Here is a 16,691-nt window from a genome sequence, read left to right as displayed (position 1 = left end):
GGTCGCGCGGCATTTTTTTCAAGCAGGCATGGCGGGCAGCATGGATGACGTTTTGAAGGCGGTGATCGCCGTCGATGGCGCCAAGGTAAGTTTCGGCGCGGTCAGGGCGCTCGATGGCGTGACCCTTCGCGTCATGCCGGGCGAATGCGTCGGGCTTGTCGGACACAATGGCGCCGGCAAGTCCACCATCGTCAGCGTCATCAACGGCGGTCTCACGCCGCATGAAGGAAGTGTGGCGAGCGACGGCGAGCGGCTGGAGCGCTACGGCATCAACGCGGCGCGTGCCCGCGGCGTGCGCTGCGTCTTCCAGGAGCTTTCGCTCTGCCCCAACCTTTCGATCGTCGAGAACACGCGCATCATGCATCGCCATCTCGGCGGCTTCGGCTGGCGCAGGCGTGCTGCAAACATCATCGAGACGAGCCTCGACGCGGTCTTTCCCGGCCACGGCATCGACAGCAGCCGGGCCGTCGGAGATCTTTCGATCGCCGAGCGGCAGATGGTCGAGATATCAATGGCCTTTTCCGACGCCGACATTCCCCCGCGGCTGGTGATCCTCGATGAACCAACTTCGTCGCTCGATGCAAGCCTTGCCCGCCAGATGCTCGACCATGTCCGCCGCTTCATTGCCACGGGCGGGTCCGTCATCTTCATCTCGCATATCCTGCATGAGATCCTCGAAACCTCCGATCGCATCGTCGTCATGAAGGACGGCCGCGTCGTCGCCGAACGTCCGGCGCACGGCTTCGACCATCACGGCCTCGTCGAAACCATGGGCACCGTCGCGAAGGAGGAGACCGGGCAGCGATCAGTGCGCGAACAATCCACCGCTCCGCTCATTCTGTCCCATCAGGCGAAGGGCCTTTCCTTTGCGGCCCGCAAGGGTGAGATCATCGGACTGGCGGGGCTGGCGGGCCATGGGCAGACCGAACTCCTGCTTGCCCTGCATGCCACCCAGTCCGGCAACTGGCTGCCCGAGCGCGATCCGCTCGTCACCTTCGTCGCCGGCGACCGCCGCCTCAACGGCGTCTTCGAACTCTGGAGCATCCTGCGCAACTTCTCCATCGCCTCGCTCGGCGACCTGTCGCGGCGAGGCCTCATCCTCGCGGACGAAGAGGAGACGAAAGGCGCCGACTGGAAGCGCAGGATCGAGATCCGCACCCCCGATATGGACAACCGCATTCTGTCGCTGTCAGGCGGCAACCAGCAGAAGGTCCTCTTTGCCCGCGCGCTTGCGACGCGCGCACCTGTTGTCCTGATGGACGATCCGATGCGCGGCGTCGATGTTGGCACCAAGCAGGAGGTCTATGCGATCATCCGCGAGGAAGCGGCGCGTGGCCGCACCTTTATCTGGTATTCGACCGAAATGGACGAGGTCCGCCTCTGCGACCGCGTCTACGTCTTCCGCGAAGGCCGCATCACCACCGAACTCGCCGGTGATGCCGTCAACGAGACGAGTATCATCGCCGCCTCCTTCGAGGGGGCCGCCGCATGACGTTCCGGCTGTCGTCCGACGCCCTGCGACTTGCCATTCCCGCCCTGTCGCTGACGCTGCTGCTCGCCGCCGTCTTCTGGCTGCAGCCGCGCGCCATGAGCTATGTCGGGCTCAACCTGCTGTTCAACCTGGCTGTGCCGATCGCGCTTGCGACGATCGCCCAGATGATCGTGATGGCGGTGAACGATCTCGATCTCTCGATGGGCGCCTTCGTCAGCTTCATCGCCTGCGTCACCGCGACCTTTCTGCGGGATGCCCCGGTGACCGGCGTGCTGATCCTTGCCGGCGCGATCGCAACCTATGCAGCGCTCGGCGTCGTCATCTATCTGCGCGACCTGCCGTCCATCGTCGTGACCCTTGGCATGAGCTTCGTCTGGGGCGGCCTCGCCGTCCTGCTGCTGCCGGCACCGGGCGGGCAGGCGCCGGACTGGGTGCGCTGGCTGATGACCGTGAAGCCGCCGCTGGCGCCGATGGCGATCGTCGCCAGCATCGTCATCGCCGCCGTCGCTCATCTTCTCGTCATGCGGTCGTCGCTCGGCGTGCTGATGCGCGGCATCGGCGGTAACCAGCGTTCGGTCGAGCGCGCCGGCTGGTCGATTGTCGGGGCGCGCGCTGCCGCCTACGGTCTTGCCGGCCTCTTTGCGGTGCTCGCCGGCATCGCCCTCGTCGGCCTGACCACCTCGGCCGATGCCAATATCGCGCTGCGTTACACGCTGCTGTCGATCGCCGGCGTGATTCTCGGCGGCGGCGAGTTCATTGGCGGCCGCGTCTCCCCGATCGGCGCCGTCATCGGCGCGCTGACGCTGACGCTCGCCGGCTCGTTCCTGTCCTTCCTGCGCATCTCACCGGACTGGCAGATCGGGGCTCAGGGCGCGATCCTGATCATCGTGCTGGCACTCCGCCTGATGCTGAACCGCCTGGAGAAGCGGGAGAAACGCCGATGACCCCGCTTCTGCGCCTATTCCGCAAACCCTGGATCTGGTCGTGGCTTGCCGCCTTTGTCGTCTGGTTCCTGACGATCATGGTGACGCTCGGCGCCAGCACGCTTGGCCTGTCGCAGGCAGCACTCACTTTCGCGGCCTTCTCGGTCATTGTCGGCATTGGCCAGATGTTCGTGATCACGCTCGGCCCCGGCAACATCGATCTCTCGGTTCCCGCCACCATGACGCTTGCCGGCACGGTGGCGCTGAAGCTGATGAATGTCGAAAACGGCATGATCCTGCCGGGTCTTCTCGTCGCCATCGTCATCGGTCTTGTCGTTGGTCTCGGCAACTATGCGCTCATCAAGGCGCTGCGCATTCCGCCGATCATCGCCACGCTGTCCATGAGCTTCATCGTGCAGTCCGCCGCGATCTGGACGAACCGGGGCTTGCGCATCAAGCCTCCGAGCGTGCTGGCGGAATTCACCACGTCGAAAACGCTCGGCGTGCCGAATGTGGCAATCGTCGCATTCCTCATCTCGCTGCTTGCCTGGTTCCTGCTCGAGAAGACGATCTACGGACGCTGGATCTCGGCGATCGGCCAGAGCATGCCGGCAGCGCGCATGGCCGGCATACCGGTCGACGGCACGCGTTTCGTCACTTATCTCTTCTGCGCCGTGCTCGCTTCGGTCGCGGGCTATCTGCTCGCCTGCTTCTCCGGCGGCGCAGCGCTCAACATGGGCTCGGAATATCTGCTGATGTCGATCGCTGTCGTCGTGATCGGCGGCACGGCAGTCGCCGGCGGCGATTCCAACGTGCCGGGGATCTGGGGCGCATCGCTCTTCATGTTCCTGGTCGTCTCCATGCTCAATACTTATGGGTTCGGCGCGGGCATTCGCCTGATCATGACCGGCCTCATCATCATCAGCGTCATCATGCTCGCCGGCGGTCGCCGGGCCGGCATGCGATAAACGGGAAGACCGCCATGGCCGAGGCCAGCATTTACGAAATCCACGACCCGCGCTTCCGGCAGATGATCGTGACCAGCGCCGGTCTCGACGAACTCTATTCGGGCTGCCGCTGGGCGGAGGGCCCCGTCTGGTTCAACGACGCCAACCAGCTGCTGTGGAGCGACATACCCAACCAGCGCATGCTGCGATGGACGCCGGAGAACGGCGTCTCCGTCTATCGGCAACCCTCCAACTTCACCAACGGCCATACGCGCGACCGGCAGGGACGGCTGATCTCCTGCGAGCATGGGACGCGCCGCGTCACCCGCACCGAGGTCGACGGCTCGATCACCGTGCTCGCCGATCGTTTCGAGGGCGCCAGGCTCAATTCGCCGAACGACGTGGTGGTGAAGTCAGACGGCTCGATCTGGTTCACCGACCCGACCTACGGCATCATGTCGGACTATGAAGGCTTTCGCGCCGAGCCGGAACAGGCGACGCGCAACGTTTACCGGCTCGATCCGACGACCGGCGCGCTTGCTGCTGTCGTCACGGATTTCACACAGCCGAACGGCCTCGCCTTCTCGCCCGACGAGACCATCCTCTATGTGGCGGATTCGGCAGCCAGCCATGACGAAAGCCTGCCACGTCACATCCGCGCTTTCGACGTGATCGACGGCATCAGGCTGACGAACGGCCGCGTCTTCTGCCTCATCGACAAAGGCATCCCGGACGGCATTCGCACAGACGTGAACGGGAACCTCTGGTCAAGTGCGGCCGATGGCGTGCATTGCTTCGACCCGACCGGCAAACTGATCGGCAAGATCCGCGTACCCCAGACCGTCGCCAACCTCACCTTTGGCGGCCCCCAACGCAACCGGCTGTTCATTGCGGCGACGCGGTCGGTTTATTCGGTCTATGTCGCGGTGAGCGGGGCGCAGGTGCCGTGAGGTGGTGGTGGTTGGGTTGATGAGCAACCAACAGTACTATCTTCAAACTTTGCAGATGCTTGGCAGAAAAAACGCCGGCCGAAACAATCAAGCTCAAATTGCATAATTCAGTAGAATTGAATGCTCGAAATATCGAAATCGTTGGAAGTACTTGCCTGATTTCCGCATCGAACATCTTTAAACCTATAGGCGCAATTCCTACGTGCTTCATCGTCATGTCTATCAAGGCAACTCCGATGTGAGACACTCACGACCACGCCGTTCCTCGGTGGGGACTCGGGACGCGCGGTCATTTTCCCAGACAATGAGCAGCCCAAACGTTCGACACGCACTTCGTGCGTCGTACGTATAGGCGCGCAATCTCCCCGTCTTAGCAACCAACACCAACCGGGTGGCCGTCGGGTGGACGAACCCGTGCGCCCAGTGGAGAGAGAATATGGACACCGCACAATATCTTAGTCCGATGGAATGGCTGGCGATCGAAATCGTCGCCCTCATCATCGTGCTTGCAATTCTGTTCTGGTGGAGCGGCGTGATCCGCTATATCCCCAACGACAGGCTTGGCATCCTCGAGAAGCTGTGGAGCTTCCGTGGCTCCGTAAACAATGGCTTCATCGCACTTGGCGGTGAGGCCGGTTTCCAGCCGGACGTCGTGCGCGGCGGCCTGCATTTCTTCATGCCGTTCCAATATTCGATGCATCGCGCCAATCTGGTGACCATTCCGCAGGGCCAGATCGGCTATGTCTTCGCCCGCGATGGCATGTCGCTACCGCCAACCCAGACATTGGCGTCGAATACCGAGGCTGACGACTTCCAGGACGTGCGCGCTTTTCTTGAAAAGGGCGGCCAAAAAGGTCCGCAGCTCAAGATCCTGCGCGAAGGCACCTATGCCATCAACCTCGCACAATTCATCGTGCTCACTGCGCAATCGAACTATGCCGTGAACTTGAACGCCTCCGAACAGAAGCTGTTTTCGGAGATGTCGGAGATGATCGCAGAGCGGGATGGTTTCGAGCCGGTCGTCATTCGTGATGCCGATGACATGATCGGCATCGTCACCATCCATGATGGCCCGGCGCTGCCGGATGGCGAGATCATTGCGCCGACTGTTGCCAATGATCCCAAGGACCCGAACTTTCATAACAATTTCCAGGATCCCGAGAAATTCCTCAACGGCGGCGGTTATCGCGGCCGGCAGTTGCAGGTGCTTGCTGACGGCAGCTACTTCCTCAACCGCATTTTCGCGACTGTCGAACTGGTCGAAAAGACGATCATCGGCGTCGGCACCGTGGGTGTCGTCGTCTCCTATACCGGCCGCCGTAGCGCGGATGTCTCCGGCCAGTCCTACAGGCACGGCGAACTGGTCGAACAGGGTTCGCGCGGTGTCTGGTCGACACCGCTTCTGCCGGGCAAATACGCGTTCAACACCTATGCGGGCAACATCGTCATCGTGCCGACGACCAACTTCGTGCTGAAGTGGACGAAGGAGCAGTTCGGCGAACATCGTCTCGATGAGAACCTTTCGGAAGTGTCGCTGATCACCAGGGACGCATTCGAGCCGGTCCTGCCGCTCTCGGTCGTCGTGCATATCGACTATATGAAGGCGCCGCTGGTGGTGCAGCGCTTCGGCGATATCAAACGGCTGGTCGAGCAGACGCTCGATCCGATGGTCTCGGCCTATTTCAAAAACATCGCCCAGACCAAGACCCTGATTGAACTCCTGCAGGAACGCAGCGAAATCCAGCGCAAGTCCGGCGACGAAATGCGCGCTAAGTTCGCCTCCTACAGTCTCGAATTGCAGGAAGTGCTGATCGGTACGCCGCGCGCCGGCAATGGCCAGAACAGTATCGAGCAGATTTTGATCCAGCTACGCGAACGCCAGATCGCGGTCGAAAAGGTCGAGACCTACAGGCTGCAGGAAGCTGCAGCGATCCAGGAGCGGACGCTGCGCGAGAAGGAGGCGCTGGCCGAGCAGCAGGCCAAGATCACGACGTCGGCGCTCGCCATCGAGATCAGCGAAAACGAGGGTAAGGCGCAGCTCGCCCGCACCCGCCAGCAGGCAGAGACCATTCAGGTCACCGCCAAGGCCGAAGCAGAAAAGGTCCGGCTCGCCGGCCTGGGCGAGGCCGACCGGATCAAGGCGATCGCGCTTGCCGATGCCGAGCGTATCAAGGCGACCGGTTTCGCCGATGCCCAGAAGGTGCGTGCCGTCGGTCTGGCGGAAGCGGAAGCCACGGAGAAGAAGGTCGCGGCCTTCGGTGGCCCGGACTACCAGCTCAACTCGCAGGTGCTGATGCGGTTTGCCGAAGCGATCGAGAATGGCAGGCTGCCGCTCGTGCCGCAGATCCAGGTCGGAGGCGGCGGCGAGAAGGGCGGCGCAAACGGATTGGTGGAAATGATGTTGTCGATGCTGGTAGCCGACCGGCTTGGACGACAGAGCTCGCCGGCTGCGTTACCGGCGCCGGTCGAGCAGCATTGATTGTGGATGGGCCGGCTATGCCGGCCCGTTTTGCATCCTGCCTATAAACTCCGTTTCCGCTTGAGCCTCCTGCGCCGTTCCTTTCTATCGCCCACCCGGCTACTGCGCCGGCTCCAGCATCGCGCAGTCTTCCCCGCCGGTGCACTCTCCCGAAAGTGTACGCTGACCGAGCGCAATGATAAGGACGGTCGCTGCCCCGGCGGCCGCAGACACCCAGAATCCGCTCTGGGGACCGTAGGTGTCGACGACCCAGCCCGAGACAAAGGCGCCAAGCGCCATACCGATGCCGATGCCGGTCATCACCCAGGTGACGCCCTCCGTCAGCACCGATTCCGGCACGCGACGCTCAATCAGTCCGAAGGCAGTTATAAAGGTCGGCGAGATCGCGATGCCGCTGACGAAGACGGCGACAGCAAGCAGGGTTACCGAACTGCCGGCGACGAGCAACGGCAGCGAGGTTACTGCGAGAGTCGCAACAGCGATCAGCAACTGACGGTGCAAGGGGATGCGCAGATTAAGCGCGCCGAGGGTCAAACCCAATAGGAAGGAACCGAGGGCATAGACGCTGATGACCAGGCTGGCCGCATTCGGCTGACCAAGCTCCTTGGTGATGGCGACAACACTCACTTCCGCGGTTGCGAAGATCGCGCCGACGAAGATTAGCGCGAGTGTGATGATCTGCACCGGACGCTGCCGGATCGCGGAGCCGACCGAAGCCGCGCCGGCGACATAACGCACCTTCGGCTCGGTGCCGCGCTGCACGATGAAGGCCGCGGTCCCGAGCGCCAGAAAAGCTGTGCTCACCATCATGCCGGCTTCGGGGAATAGGGCGACGGACAGCCCGACGGACAGCGAGGCGCCGGCGATATAGACCAGTTCGTCCGCGGCACTTTCGAACGCGAAGGCCGTGTTGAGCTCTGGCTGGTTGCGAAACAGTTCCGTCCAGCGCGCCCGCATCAGCGCCGGGATGCTCGGCATGGCTGCAGCAAGGAAGGCTGAGGCGAAGAGCGTCCACACCGGCCAGTTCTGATTGGCCGCGGAGATCAGCGCGATGAACGCCAGCACTGATACGATGGTTGTCGGAACGACCACTGCCGTCTGGCCCAGCCGGTCGACTGCTCGCGAAATCTGCGGTGAAATCACCGCATTGGTGAGCGCATAGGTCGCCGACACGGCGCCCGCCAGCCAATATTCGCCATGTGCCTGGGAGAGCATGGCGACGATGCCGATCGGCGCCATGGCGATGGGAAGGCGTGCGAAAAAGCCGGCGACGGAGAAGCCCTTGGCCCCAGGTGCCGCGAATATTTGTCTATACGGATTTGACATGGGACGATCCTTCCAGCTATCGGATAGAACACTTATATACGGAGCGTATGTGTTTAGATAATGCATACGCCACGTATGTCAATGAAAAAGATACGCGGCGTATGCCAATGGAGAAGCCATGCGCAAACCGCGCCAGGAGATGATCGCAGAGACCCGCGGCAAACTTATCGCAGCCGGGCGGCGTGCCTTTGGCACGATCGGCTACGCGGAAGCCTCGATGGACGATTTCACCGGCGAGGCGGGACTGACGCGCGGCGCCCTCTATCACCATTTCGGTGACAAGAGGGGTCTGCTCCAGGCCGTGATCATCGAAATCGACGCGGAAATGACTGAACGGCTGAACGAGGTCTCGGCCGCCGCTCCCACGCGCTGGCAGGGCTTTGTCGACGAGTGCTCCGCTTATATCGAAATGGCGCTCGAGCCCGAAATCCAGCGTATCATGTTTCGCGATGGCCCGGCTGTCCTCGGCGATATCTCGCAATGGCAGAACACCCCCGGCTGTATCGCCGCCCTCTCCCGCAGCCTCGACCGTCTCAAGGCCGATGGCGAGATCATCGACATCGACACCGAAACCGCAGCTCGCCTCATCAATGGCGCCAGCAGCCATATGGCGCTGTGGATCGCCAATGCCGAGAATCCGGAGGCGGTTTCGAAGCGGGCGGTCGCGGGATTCAAAGCTATGCTGGGCAGCCTCCGCAGGCAGGAATAGGTGTTTGATTTCCTATTCAGGCGCCGTAGGGCCAGGTCGTTCCCTGACGATCGCGTTCCCGCCGCTGTGTAGCCACCACTCCACACTCTGATACGTTTTTGGCATTTCTTGAAACATGCCAGATACGCACACCCGTCAAACATCACTCCGTCACGAAATGTCGCCCCGGGCGACAAGAACATGGAGTGCCTCATGAAGAAGTTTGACAATATTCTCGCCTGGCGCCGGCTTGTCCGCGGAGCAATGGTGATGGCGGTTGGATCAATGTTGCTGTTCCCAGCCGGTTATCTTGTGCCAGCGAGTGCCGCCGACGTCACATCGGACGGGCCGGCGACGCCGATCGAGGCGGACGAAACGATCCGCCCGTTCCAGATCCACGTTCCGCAGTCACAGCTTGACGACCTGCGCAAGCGCATTGCCGAAACGCGTTGGCCAGACAAGGAAACCGTGAGCGACGCCTCGCAAGGCATTCAGCTTTCGCGCGTCCAGGATCTGGTCCGTTACTGGGGCACAGATTACGACTGGCGCAAGGCCGAGGCTGAGCTCAATGCACTTCCGGAATTCATCACGACGATCGACGGGGTCGATATCCAGTTCATCCATGTGCGGTCGCGTCATCCCAACGCCCTTCCGGTCATTCTGACCCATGGTTGGCCGGGTTCGACCTTCGAGTTCATCAAGGCGATCGGCCCTCTTACAGATCCGACTGCTTATGGCGGTAAAGCGGAGGACGCATTTGATGTCGTCATCCCTTCCATCCCCGGCTACGGCTTTTCGGGTAAGCCGACGGAGCTTGGCTGGGGGCCTGACCGCGTTGCACGGGCATGGGACATCCTGATGAAGCGACTCGGCTACGCGCACTACGTTTCCCAGGGTGGCGACCATGGTTCCGTTATCTCCGACGCGCTGGCGCGCCAGGCACCGAAGGGCTTGCTTGGTATCCATCTCAACATGCCGGCGACCGTTCCGGGCAATCTCACCAAGGCGATCAACAGTGGAGACCCGGCTCCTGCGGGACTGTCGGCGCCCGAGCGGGATGCCTATGAATCGTTGAGCGCCTTCTTCGGCCGGAATGCCGCCTATGGAGCCGTGATGGTGACGCGTCCGCAGACGATCGGCTACTCGCTTTCCGACTCGCCGTCGGGTCTGGCTGCCTGGATCTACGAAAAATTTGCTCAATGGAGCGACAGCGAGGGCATTCCCGAGCGCGTTTTTTCCAAGGACGAAATGCTGAATGACATCACATTATACTGGCTGACCAACACTGGGGCATCCTCGTCGCGGTTCTATTGGGAAAACAATAATAACAACTTCAGCTCAGACGCGCAGAAGACCAAAGAGATCAAGATCCCGGTGGCAATCAGCGTATTCCCGAAGGAGATCTACCAGGCGCCGGAGAGTTGGAGCAAGCAGGCCTATCCCACGCTGCATTATTACCACCGTGTCGATATGGGCGGTCACTTCGCCGCCTGGGAACAGCCCAGGCTTTTCGCTGAGGAACTGCGAGAGGCATTCAGGTCGGTGCGTTGATCCATCGGCTGCGGAATGACGGCTTGGCATATCCACGGCTGAGAGTGGCGAATTCAAAGCCGCGGAGAATGCAGTTCGAACCATTTCATCAAATGGTTCTCACCTCGCGTCTTGTCCGCAGGTCAGTTCATTGCGCCATCGGCGGCCAATGCCCGCGCGTCGACATTCAGTGGGCGGTTTCGCCCACTGGATTGTGATCCGTCTTCGCTGTACAGCCAGGATGTATTTGTTGCCGAGCCCATCCCTTTAGGTGCGATTTTATGACAAAAAAAGTTTATCTCGCCGGTCCGGAGGTCTTCCTTCCCAACGCCCGCGAAATGCTCGACCGCAAGGCGGCACTTGCCCGTGAGGCGGGACTTATCCCGCTCTCGCCGGGCGATCTGGAAATCCCGCACACGAACTCGAAGCGCGAGCGGGCGGCAGCGATAAACGCGGTGGACGAGAAGATGATGATTGAGGCTGACGCGATCATCGCCAATCTGACGCCCTTTCGCGGCATTGCCGCCGATACAGGGACAGCCTTCGAACTCGGCTTTATGTGCGCAAGCGGTAAGCCTGTATTCGCCTACACGAATGTGGCCCGCGATCACAGCGGACGAGTGAGCGATCTTTATGGCGGGGCCGTCGCCTATGATGGCGAAGGTCGACTGCGGGACCCGAACGGAATTGCGGTCGAGGATTTCGGCCTGGCCGACAATCTCATGCTGCACGCCGGGATTGAGCGGCGCGGTGGCGTCCTGATCATCGGCGACGCGGCGCGGGATGCGCTCTATACGGATCTTGCCGCGTTCAAGGCCTGTCTTGCCGTCGCCGTTGAGAAACTGCGCTAAGGCGCTCAACAATCAGCGGTCCCTCGGGTCGACGGCTTGCAGCCCGCTTCAAGCCGCCCGAGGGGATCGCCGCTCCAGTCGCGCGTTGTGTGAGTGGACGAGTTTGAGGGTTAGCCGGACGGCGACCAATGATCGGTATCATGATCAGGATGCTGATGGTTGGTGCTCCTGATCCGGTGCAACATCTGGGGATTGTCGGCGTAGGTCGGTCGCTCGCCCGGCACTTGGACCAGGTTGGCGTACCAGGACACCCGGCTCTCGTTGCCGTATTGGTTTTCGGGCGGCGCGCGATCGGGCTGGTCGAGGGTGCCGACCAAAACTCCTATGTCGTCACCATCGGGATAGTCGAAGGTGAGTGGGGTGCCACAGTCACGGCAAAAACCACGTCGGCCGACGTCCGAGCTGCGAAAATAGCTGATCGCGCCACGCGTCAGGCGAAATGCGGGCTTCATCACCGGGCAGATGATCGCGAACGGACCGCCCACAGCCTTTTGGCACATCCGGCAGTGGCAGATATGGACGTTTTGCGGGGGCTCCTCCAGCGCGTACCGCACGGCGCCACATTGGCAGCCACCAGTTAGAACGACTGTCTGCATGCCGACAAACCATGGAAGGATCGCGCTAGAGCATTTCCGTTTTTCTCCGAATCACGGAAATGCTCTATCTCTTTGTTTTCACGCAATTCCGGACGCAAAACCGCTGCGCACTTTTGCTGGAATTGCTCTAGCTCAAAAGCGCGTGAGTCCAAGGCGGAGGCGCCTTGCCGGTACAAAAAAGTAGCGTCTTGGGTGAGCAAAGAGCACGTCCCCACTTCTACATTGCGGCACGGTGACGAATGCTCGCCAACTGGCTCTGCGAACTATGCATCTGCGAGGCCCGAGACGTCAATCTCCGGCAGCAGACTGTCATGAGGGGGCGACGAACGCCGTCGGAGAGGCTCGGTTCGAAGCGAGCCGTTGATCCTGCTTGAAAACGTTTTCTCAGTGATCGGGTCTCAACGGTCTCCAAGTGTACCGAACAGGGCTCGGTACACTTGGGAGCAGCCGCCAGCCGTCAGACCAGCCCGGGCACGACGAACACCAGCCAGGCAACGATCGGGCCGATGATAGCGATCAGCGCGCTGTAGATCAGCAGCTGTCGCAGCACCTGCTCTCTGTTGTCATCCGGTGCGTTGGCGACGACAAGCGCGCCATTGGTGGAGAATGGACTGGTGTCGACGATCGTCGTCGAGATGGCGATAGCGGCGACCACGCCGACGGCGCTGATGTGCCCTTGCAGGAGGAACGGAACGGCGAGCGGGATGATCGCGCCGAGCAGCGCGGTCGAGGATGCAAAGGCCGAGACGATGGCACCGGTAAAGCAGAGCAGCAGCGCCACCAGCAGCGGCATGCCGAGACTGGATATGCCGTTCGCCACGTAGTCGACCGTACCGGCTTTTTCCATCACGCCGACATAGGTGATGATCCCAGCAATCAGCAGCACGGTCGACCAGCTAACCTTGTCGATTGCTGCCTTCTGAGCCTTTGGTGACAGCAGCGCGAGGACGACGGCGACGGTCATTGCGACGAGGCCGACGTTAAACTTGAAAACCAGGGCCCCGATTCCGAGCGCCGTCAGGCCGATCAAGGTGGTAATTCTCTCATTGTTCAGGCGCAAGGTCGTCGCGGTATCTGCCGCCGTACCATAGGCATGCTCCCTGATCGGTTTTGCCGGCGTGCCGCCGTGACCTCTGATCGACGCCGATACGCCCTCGGGATGGAGTTCGGGCAGGGGGCCAAGTGATGCGGGATCTTGCTTCATCACCCTCGCGCCGCCGAAAACGAAGAAGACCAGCACCGCGATCGCCAGGTTGAAGAAGAAGCTGGAGAGAAACAGCGACGTCGGGGCGAAAGGCAGGCCGGCCTTCTCAACGATCTGGTTGGTGATTCCGCCATAAATGCTGATCGGCGAAAAGCCGCCCGCCTGCGCGCCATGGATCACCATCAGGCCCATCATGACCGGATGAATGCGGTACTGCACGGCAAAACTCAACGCGACGGGCGCCAGAATGGCGACCGCAGCAGGCCCAAGAGCACCGAAACCGGTAATGACAGCAGCGACCAGGAACATCACCCAGGGAATCAAGCCGATCCGCCCGCGAACCAGGCGGACGGCACATTCGACGAGCCAGTCGATCGTGCCGTTGATCTGCGCAATGGCAAAGAGGTAGGTGACGGCGACGAGCGTCAGGAATAGATCGCTCGGAAAGCCGGCAAAAATGTCGCTGGTTTTCATCCCGATGATCATCGAGCCGAGAAGAAATGCGCCGGCAAAGGCGAGCGCACCCATGTTGATTGGCTGGATCGTCGCAATGATGAACATGGCGACCAGCAGGCCTATGGCCAGTAATTCGATACCCATGATTCCCCTCCCTCCGACGCCTCCAGCGTCGTAGTTGTTGTTTCCAAAATTTGATGCAAGACGCCGACGCACCCTCCTCCCAGAGGGCGCGGTTGCCTTACGATCTTGCGTACAGATCGGCGTATTGCTGCCGCAGGATGTTTTTCTGAACCTTACCCATCGTGTTGCGCGGCAAGTCCTCGGCAAAGATGATGCGCTTGGGTTGTTTGTAGCGCGCGAGACGGTCCTGGAGCGCGCTGACGATGGCCTTTTCATCGAGGACGGCGCCGGGCTTGCGTACGACGATAGCGGTCACGCCTTCTCCGAAATCGGGATGCGGCACACCGATCACAGCGCTCTCAACCACACCGTCGATCTGGTCGATCTCGCCTTCGACCTCCTTCGGATAGATGTTGTATCCACCCGAAATCACCAGGTCCTTGCCGCGGCCGACGATGTGGACATAGCCGTCCCGGTCGATCTTGCCGAGATCGCCGCTGATGAAGAAACCGTCGGCGGTGAATTCGGCCGCGGTTTTTTCCGGCATGCGCCAATAACCCTTGAAGACGTTCGGCCCCTTGATCTCGATCATGCCGGTTTCTTCAGGCGGCAGCACGAGCCCAGTGGCGGGGTCGGTTACGCGCACCGTCACATCAGGCAGCGGGAAGCCGACCGTTCCGGCAATCCGTTTCCCCTCATAGGGGTTGGACGTGTTCATATTGGTTTCCGTCATGCCGTAGCGCTCGAGAATGGCGTGACCGGTGCGGGCCTGGAACTCGGTATGTGTTTCTGCAAGCAGTGGAGCCGAACCAGAGATGAAGAGGCGGATGCTGGCGACCGCTTGCTCGTCGAGGCGCGGGCTTTGCAGGAGGCGCACGTAGAAGGTCGGCACGCCCATCAGCATCGTTGCCTGCGGCATCAGCGACAGGATCTCCTCCGGGTCGAACTTCGACAGCAGGAACATCGAGGCGCCGGCGAGCAGCGTGACGTTGGTGGCGACGAACAGCCCATGGGTGTGGAAGATCGGCAAGGCATGGATCAGTCGATCATCGGCGGTGACGCACCAATAATCTCGCAAGGTCAGGGCGTTCGAGAGCAGGTTCCCATGCGTAAGCATCGCCCCCTTGGAGCGTCCCGTCGTTCCCGACGTGTAGAGGATCGCAGCCAGATCATCGGCGGAGCGCGAGGCATCGACAAAGTCGGCGGGCTCATCGCGTGCGAGATCCAGCAACGAACCGCTGCCATCGGCGTCGAGCGTTTCGATGATCGCGCCGTGGGGCTTGGCAATTGTCTCCACGCCCGCTCGAGCCGCTGACGCAACCACCACCAAACGCGGCTCCGCATCGCCGATAAAGTAATCGAGCTCAGCCAGCGTATAGGCGGTGTTGAGCGGCAGGTAGACCGCACCGCTTCGAAGACAGGCGAGATAAAGGATCAATGCCTCGGCACTTTTCTCGACCTGCACCGCCACCCGGTCGCCGGGGCGAATGCCGAGCGTGTCCATCGCGCTGGCAATGCGGCCGGAAAGAGCGAAAGCGTCGTCATAGGTCCATGTGCGCGTGCTATCGATCCGGATGAACGGTGCGTTGCCGGGCGCGGCGGCCCGCATGGCGTCGAAAAGATGGTTGCTCACTTTCGCCCTCCTCCAAGCGTCGAGTTCATTATCTGTGCGAATGGCCGGGAGCCTTGCTGGCCATTGCCGCCGCTGCGGCTTTCGTCGTTCTGGTTGAGCAAGCTTTTGACAGCAGGTGAGGCAATCACTTCGCCGCGCTGCGCTAAGGCCTCATGGTTGGCCACGATATCGTCGAGCTTGTAGAGATAATTGACCATCAGGCCGTGTGCCTGCTGCATCGCCTTGGTCGAGCGGTCGCCAAGAAAATTCAATCTCTCAAGTCGAGCGCCGTTGCCGAGATGGAAACGGGCAACAGGATCGACGGGGCGGCCCTCCGGCGTCCGTTCGACCAGGAAATAGCGCGCCGCAAGCGGCAGCAACACGCGCTCCACTTCGGCCGCCGTCTTCTCGTTGTCAGACCATTTGAGATCGTCCAGCAACATCAGCGTTTCGCGGGCCGCTTCGGATAAGAGCCGGTTGGTGGTTGAGGCGCGTGCCTTGGCAAGCCAACGGGCAAAGCCTGGAACGGGCGACAGCGTGACGAAATTCTTCAGGCCAGGCAGGTCTCTGCGCAGGTCTTCCACGACCTGTTTGATCAGGAAGTTGCCAAACGAGATCCCACGCAAGCCATCCTGGCAGTTGGAGATCGAATAGAAGACAGCCGTCGTCGCCTCGTCGGCGTTGATCTGCTCCCTCCCTTCGTCGAGCACATCTCCGATCGCGCTGGGCACCGATCGTGTCAGCGCCACCTCGACGAACACCAGCGGCTCGTCGGCCAGTCGGGGGTGGAAGAAGGCAAAGCAACGGCGGTCGGCCGGTGCCAAACGACGGCGCAACTCCTCCCAGCCGGCAATCTCGTGCACGGCCTCGTATTTGATGATCTTCTCGAGGATGTAAGCCGGCGTCGACCAGTCGATGGGCCGCAGCGTCAGAAAACCGCGATTGAACCAGGAGCCGAACAGATGCGTGAAGTCGGCGTCAAGCGCGTTATATTCTGCGGATTGATCTTTGGAAGCGAGCAACTGGTGGCGCATCTGGACGAGCTTGGCGGTGCCGTTCGGCGCGTGGTTCAATCGGCGAAGAAGTTCCTGTCGCCGTGGCTCGGCTGCCTGATGAAGGGTAATGATCGCGGCAGAGCTTTTGTCGGCGCGGTAATTTTCAATCGCCTGGTCGAGCTTGGTCGTGTCGGCCCCGAACTTTTCATGCAGCATAAGGAGGAATTTCTGCGCGCCTTCGCTGTCGAGTGCGCCCCAGCGATCGAGTATCTCGGCCGCAAGCGCCATGCCAGAGGCCTCGCCCCGGCTCGACAGCAGCATTTCACAGAGTGTCTGGAGATCGACCTTGGCTGCGACCTGCGTGGCGCGCGGGCCGGAAAACAAAAGCTGGCGTCCGCGATCCGTGATGCTCTGCAGCATGTCGGTGAAGAAGGAAGCCTCAGACATGCCATTTCTCCTCTCTTCTGCCGGCCCGCCGGGTGACCGTTTTTGACGGCTGCTTCCCATCGTCGGGTTTCA

The 16,691-nt window shown here is 61.3% G+C and carries 13 protein-coding genes; 8 read left to right on the top strand and 5 right to left on the bottom strand.

All coding sequences use genetic code 11. The features are described from left to right. Nucleotides 1–40: 40 nt before the first annotated feature. The 5 genes from J3P73_RS25975 (at nt 41) to J3P73_RS25955 (ending at nt 6,791) form a co-directional block, all read left to right on the top strand. Entirely contained in the window at nt 41–1,492 is a 1,452-nt protein-coding gene (locus J3P73_RS25975) for a sugar ABC transporter ATP-binding protein (protein ID WP_130665683.1), read from the top strand. Next, on the top strand, nt 1,489–2,436 hold the full coding sequence (locus J3P73_RS25970; protein WP_130665684.1) for an ABC transporter permease: 948 nt from the start codon (nt 1,489–1,491) through the stop codon (nt 2,434–2,436). Before J3P73_RS25975 ends, J3P73_RS25970 begins: the two co-directional genes overlap by 4 nt. Further along, nucleotides 2,433–3,383: an ABC transporter permease gene (locus J3P73_RS25965; protein WP_024321511.1), complete on the top strand. Its 951-nt coding sequence runs from the start codon at nt 2,433–2,435 to the stop codon at nt 3,381–3,383. The genes J3P73_RS25970 and J3P73_RS25965 overlap by 4 nt, the downstream gene beginning before the upstream one ends. 14 nt (nt 3,384–3,397) lie before the next feature. Beyond that, nucleotides 3,398–4,312 carry an SMP-30/gluconolactonase/LRE family protein gene (locus J3P73_RS25960; RefSeq protein WP_018480358.1) on the top strand — a complete coding sequence of 305 codons (915 nt, stop codon included), beginning with the start codon at nt 3,398–3,400 and terminating at the stop codon, nt 4,310–4,312. A 436-nt stretch (nt 4,313–4,748) separates the two neighbouring features. Continuing rightward, nucleotides 4,749–6,791 (top strand): flotillin family protein, encoded by a 2,043-nt coding sequence (locus J3P73_RS25955; RefSeq protein WP_130687367.1) that lies wholly within the window; start codon nt 4,749–4,751, stop codon nt 6,789–6,791. 99 nt (nt 6,792–6,890) lie between these two features. On the opposite strand, the gene J3P73_RS25950 is transcribed toward J3P73_RS25955, so the two are convergent. After that, on the bottom strand, nt 6,891–8,117 hold the full coding sequence (locus tag J3P73_RS25950; protein WP_130687368.1) for an MFS transporter: 1,227 nt from the start codon (nt 8,115–8,117) through the stop codon (nt 6,891–6,893). Between the two features lie 118 nt (nt 8,118–8,235). Between J3P73_RS25950 and J3P73_RS25945 the strand changes: the two genes are divergently transcribed. From J3P73_RS25945 to J3P73_RS25935, 3 genes are all read left to right on the top strand, one after another. Next, on the top strand, nt 8,236–8,826 hold the full coding sequence (locus J3P73_RS25945) for a TetR/AcrR family transcriptional regulator (RefSeq protein WP_024321515.1): 591 nt from the start codon (nt 8,236–8,238) through the stop codon (nt 8,824–8,826). 192 nt (nt 8,827–9,018) lie between these two features. Beyond that, nucleotides 9,019–10,356, top strand: a complete 1,338-nt coding sequence (locus J3P73_RS25940) for an epoxide hydrolase family protein (RefSeq protein ID WP_130687369.1) — start codon at nt 9,019–9,021, stop codon at nt 10,354–10,356. 260 nt (nt 10,357–10,616) lie between these two features. Beyond that, nucleotides 10,617–11,186 (top strand): nucleoside 2-deoxyribosyltransferase, encoded by a 570-nt coding sequence (locus tag J3P73_RS25935; RefSeq protein WP_130663225.1) that lies wholly within the window; start codon nt 10,617–10,619, stop codon nt 11,184–11,186. Nucleotides 11,187–11,296: 110 nt separating this feature from the next. Here J3P73_RS25935 and J3P73_RS25930 read toward each other — a convergent pair whose 3' ends face one another. The 4 genes from J3P73_RS25930 to J3P73_RS25915 form a co-directional block, all read right to left on the bottom strand. Continuing rightward, nucleotides 11,297–11,782 carry a GFA family protein gene (locus J3P73_RS25930; protein WP_130717252.1) on the bottom strand — a complete coding sequence of 162 codons (486 nt, stop codon included), beginning with the start codon at nt 11,780–11,782 and terminating at the stop codon, nt 11,297–11,299. Between the two features lie 457 nt (nt 11,783–12,239). After that, nucleotides 12,240–13,586: an SLC13 family permease gene (locus J3P73_RS25925; RefSeq protein WP_018071334.1), complete on the bottom strand. Its 1,347-nt coding sequence runs from the start codon at nt 13,584–13,586 to the stop codon at nt 12,240–12,242. Nucleotides 13,587–13,683: 97 nt separating this feature from the next. After that, the gene (locus J3P73_RS25920; protein WP_024321520.1) at nt 13,684–15,198 is read right to left on the bottom strand and encodes a malonate--CoA ligase; all 1,515 of its coding nucleotides are present in this window, start codon (nt 15,196–15,198) and stop codon (nt 13,684–13,686) included. Further along, nucleotides 15,195–16,619: a malonyl-CoA decarboxylase gene (locus J3P73_RS25915; RefSeq protein ID WP_207580031.1), complete on the bottom strand. Its 1,425-nt coding sequence runs from the start codon at nt 16,617–16,619 to the stop codon at nt 15,195–15,197. Before J3P73_RS25915 ends, J3P73_RS25920 begins: the two co-directional genes overlap by 4 nt. Nucleotides 16,620–16,691 lie beyond the last annotated feature (72 nt).

Source organism: Rhizobium ruizarguesonis (genome assembly GCF_017357285.1).
Taxonomy (GTDB): Bacteria; Pseudomonadota; Alphaproteobacteria; order Rhizobiales; family Rhizobiaceae; genus Rhizobium; species Rhizobium ruizarguesonis.
Note: the sequence above shows the minus strand (reverse complement) of the source record. Positions and strands in the feature narration are given on the sequence as shown.

Coding starts and splice junctions, on each gene's coding strand:
- J3P73_RS25950 (WP_130687368.1), bottom strand. CDS start 8,117: ATGTCAAATCCGTATAGACAAATATTCGCGGCACCTGGGGCCAAGGGC.
- J3P73_RS25975 (WP_130665683.1), top strand. CDS start 41: ATGGATGACGTTTTGAAGGCGGTGATCGCCGTCGATGGCGCCAAGGTA.
- J3P73_RS25970 (WP_130665684.1), top strand. CDS start 1,489: ATGACGTTCCGGCTGTCGTCCGACGCCCTGCGACTTGCCATTCCCGCC.
- J3P73_RS25940 (WP_130687369.1), top strand. CDS start 9,019: ATGAAGAAGTTTGACAATATTCTCGCCTGGCGCCGGCTTGTCCGCGGA.
- J3P73_RS25960 (WP_018480358.1), top strand. CDS start 3,398: ATGGCCGAGGCCAGCATTTACGAAATCCACGACCCGCGCTTCCGGCAG.
- J3P73_RS25925 (WP_018071334.1), bottom strand. CDS start 13,586: ATGGGTATCGAATTACTGGCCATAGGCCTGCTGGTCGCCATGTTCATC.
- J3P73_RS25965 (WP_024321511.1), top strand. CDS start 2,433: ATGACCCCGCTTCTGCGCCTATTCCGCAAACCCTGGATCTGGTCGTGG.
- J3P73_RS25955 (WP_130687367.1), top strand. CDS start 4,749: ATGGACACCGCACAATATCTTAGTCCGATGGAATGGCTGGCGATCGAA.
- J3P73_RS25945 (WP_024321515.1), top strand. CDS start 8,236: ATGCGCAAACCGCGCCAGGAGATGATCGCAGAGACCCGCGGCAAACTT.
- J3P73_RS25935 (WP_130663225.1), top strand. CDS start 10,617: ATGACAAAAAAAGTTTATCTCGCCGGTCCGGAGGTCTTCCTTCCCAAC.
- J3P73_RS25930 (WP_130717252.1), bottom strand. CDS start 11,782: ATGCAGACAGTCGTTCTAACTGGTGGCTGCCAATGTGGCGCCGTGCGG.
- J3P73_RS25915 (WP_207580031.1), bottom strand. CDS start 16,619: ATGTCTGAGGCTTCCTTCTTCACCGACATGCTGCAGAGCATCACGGAT.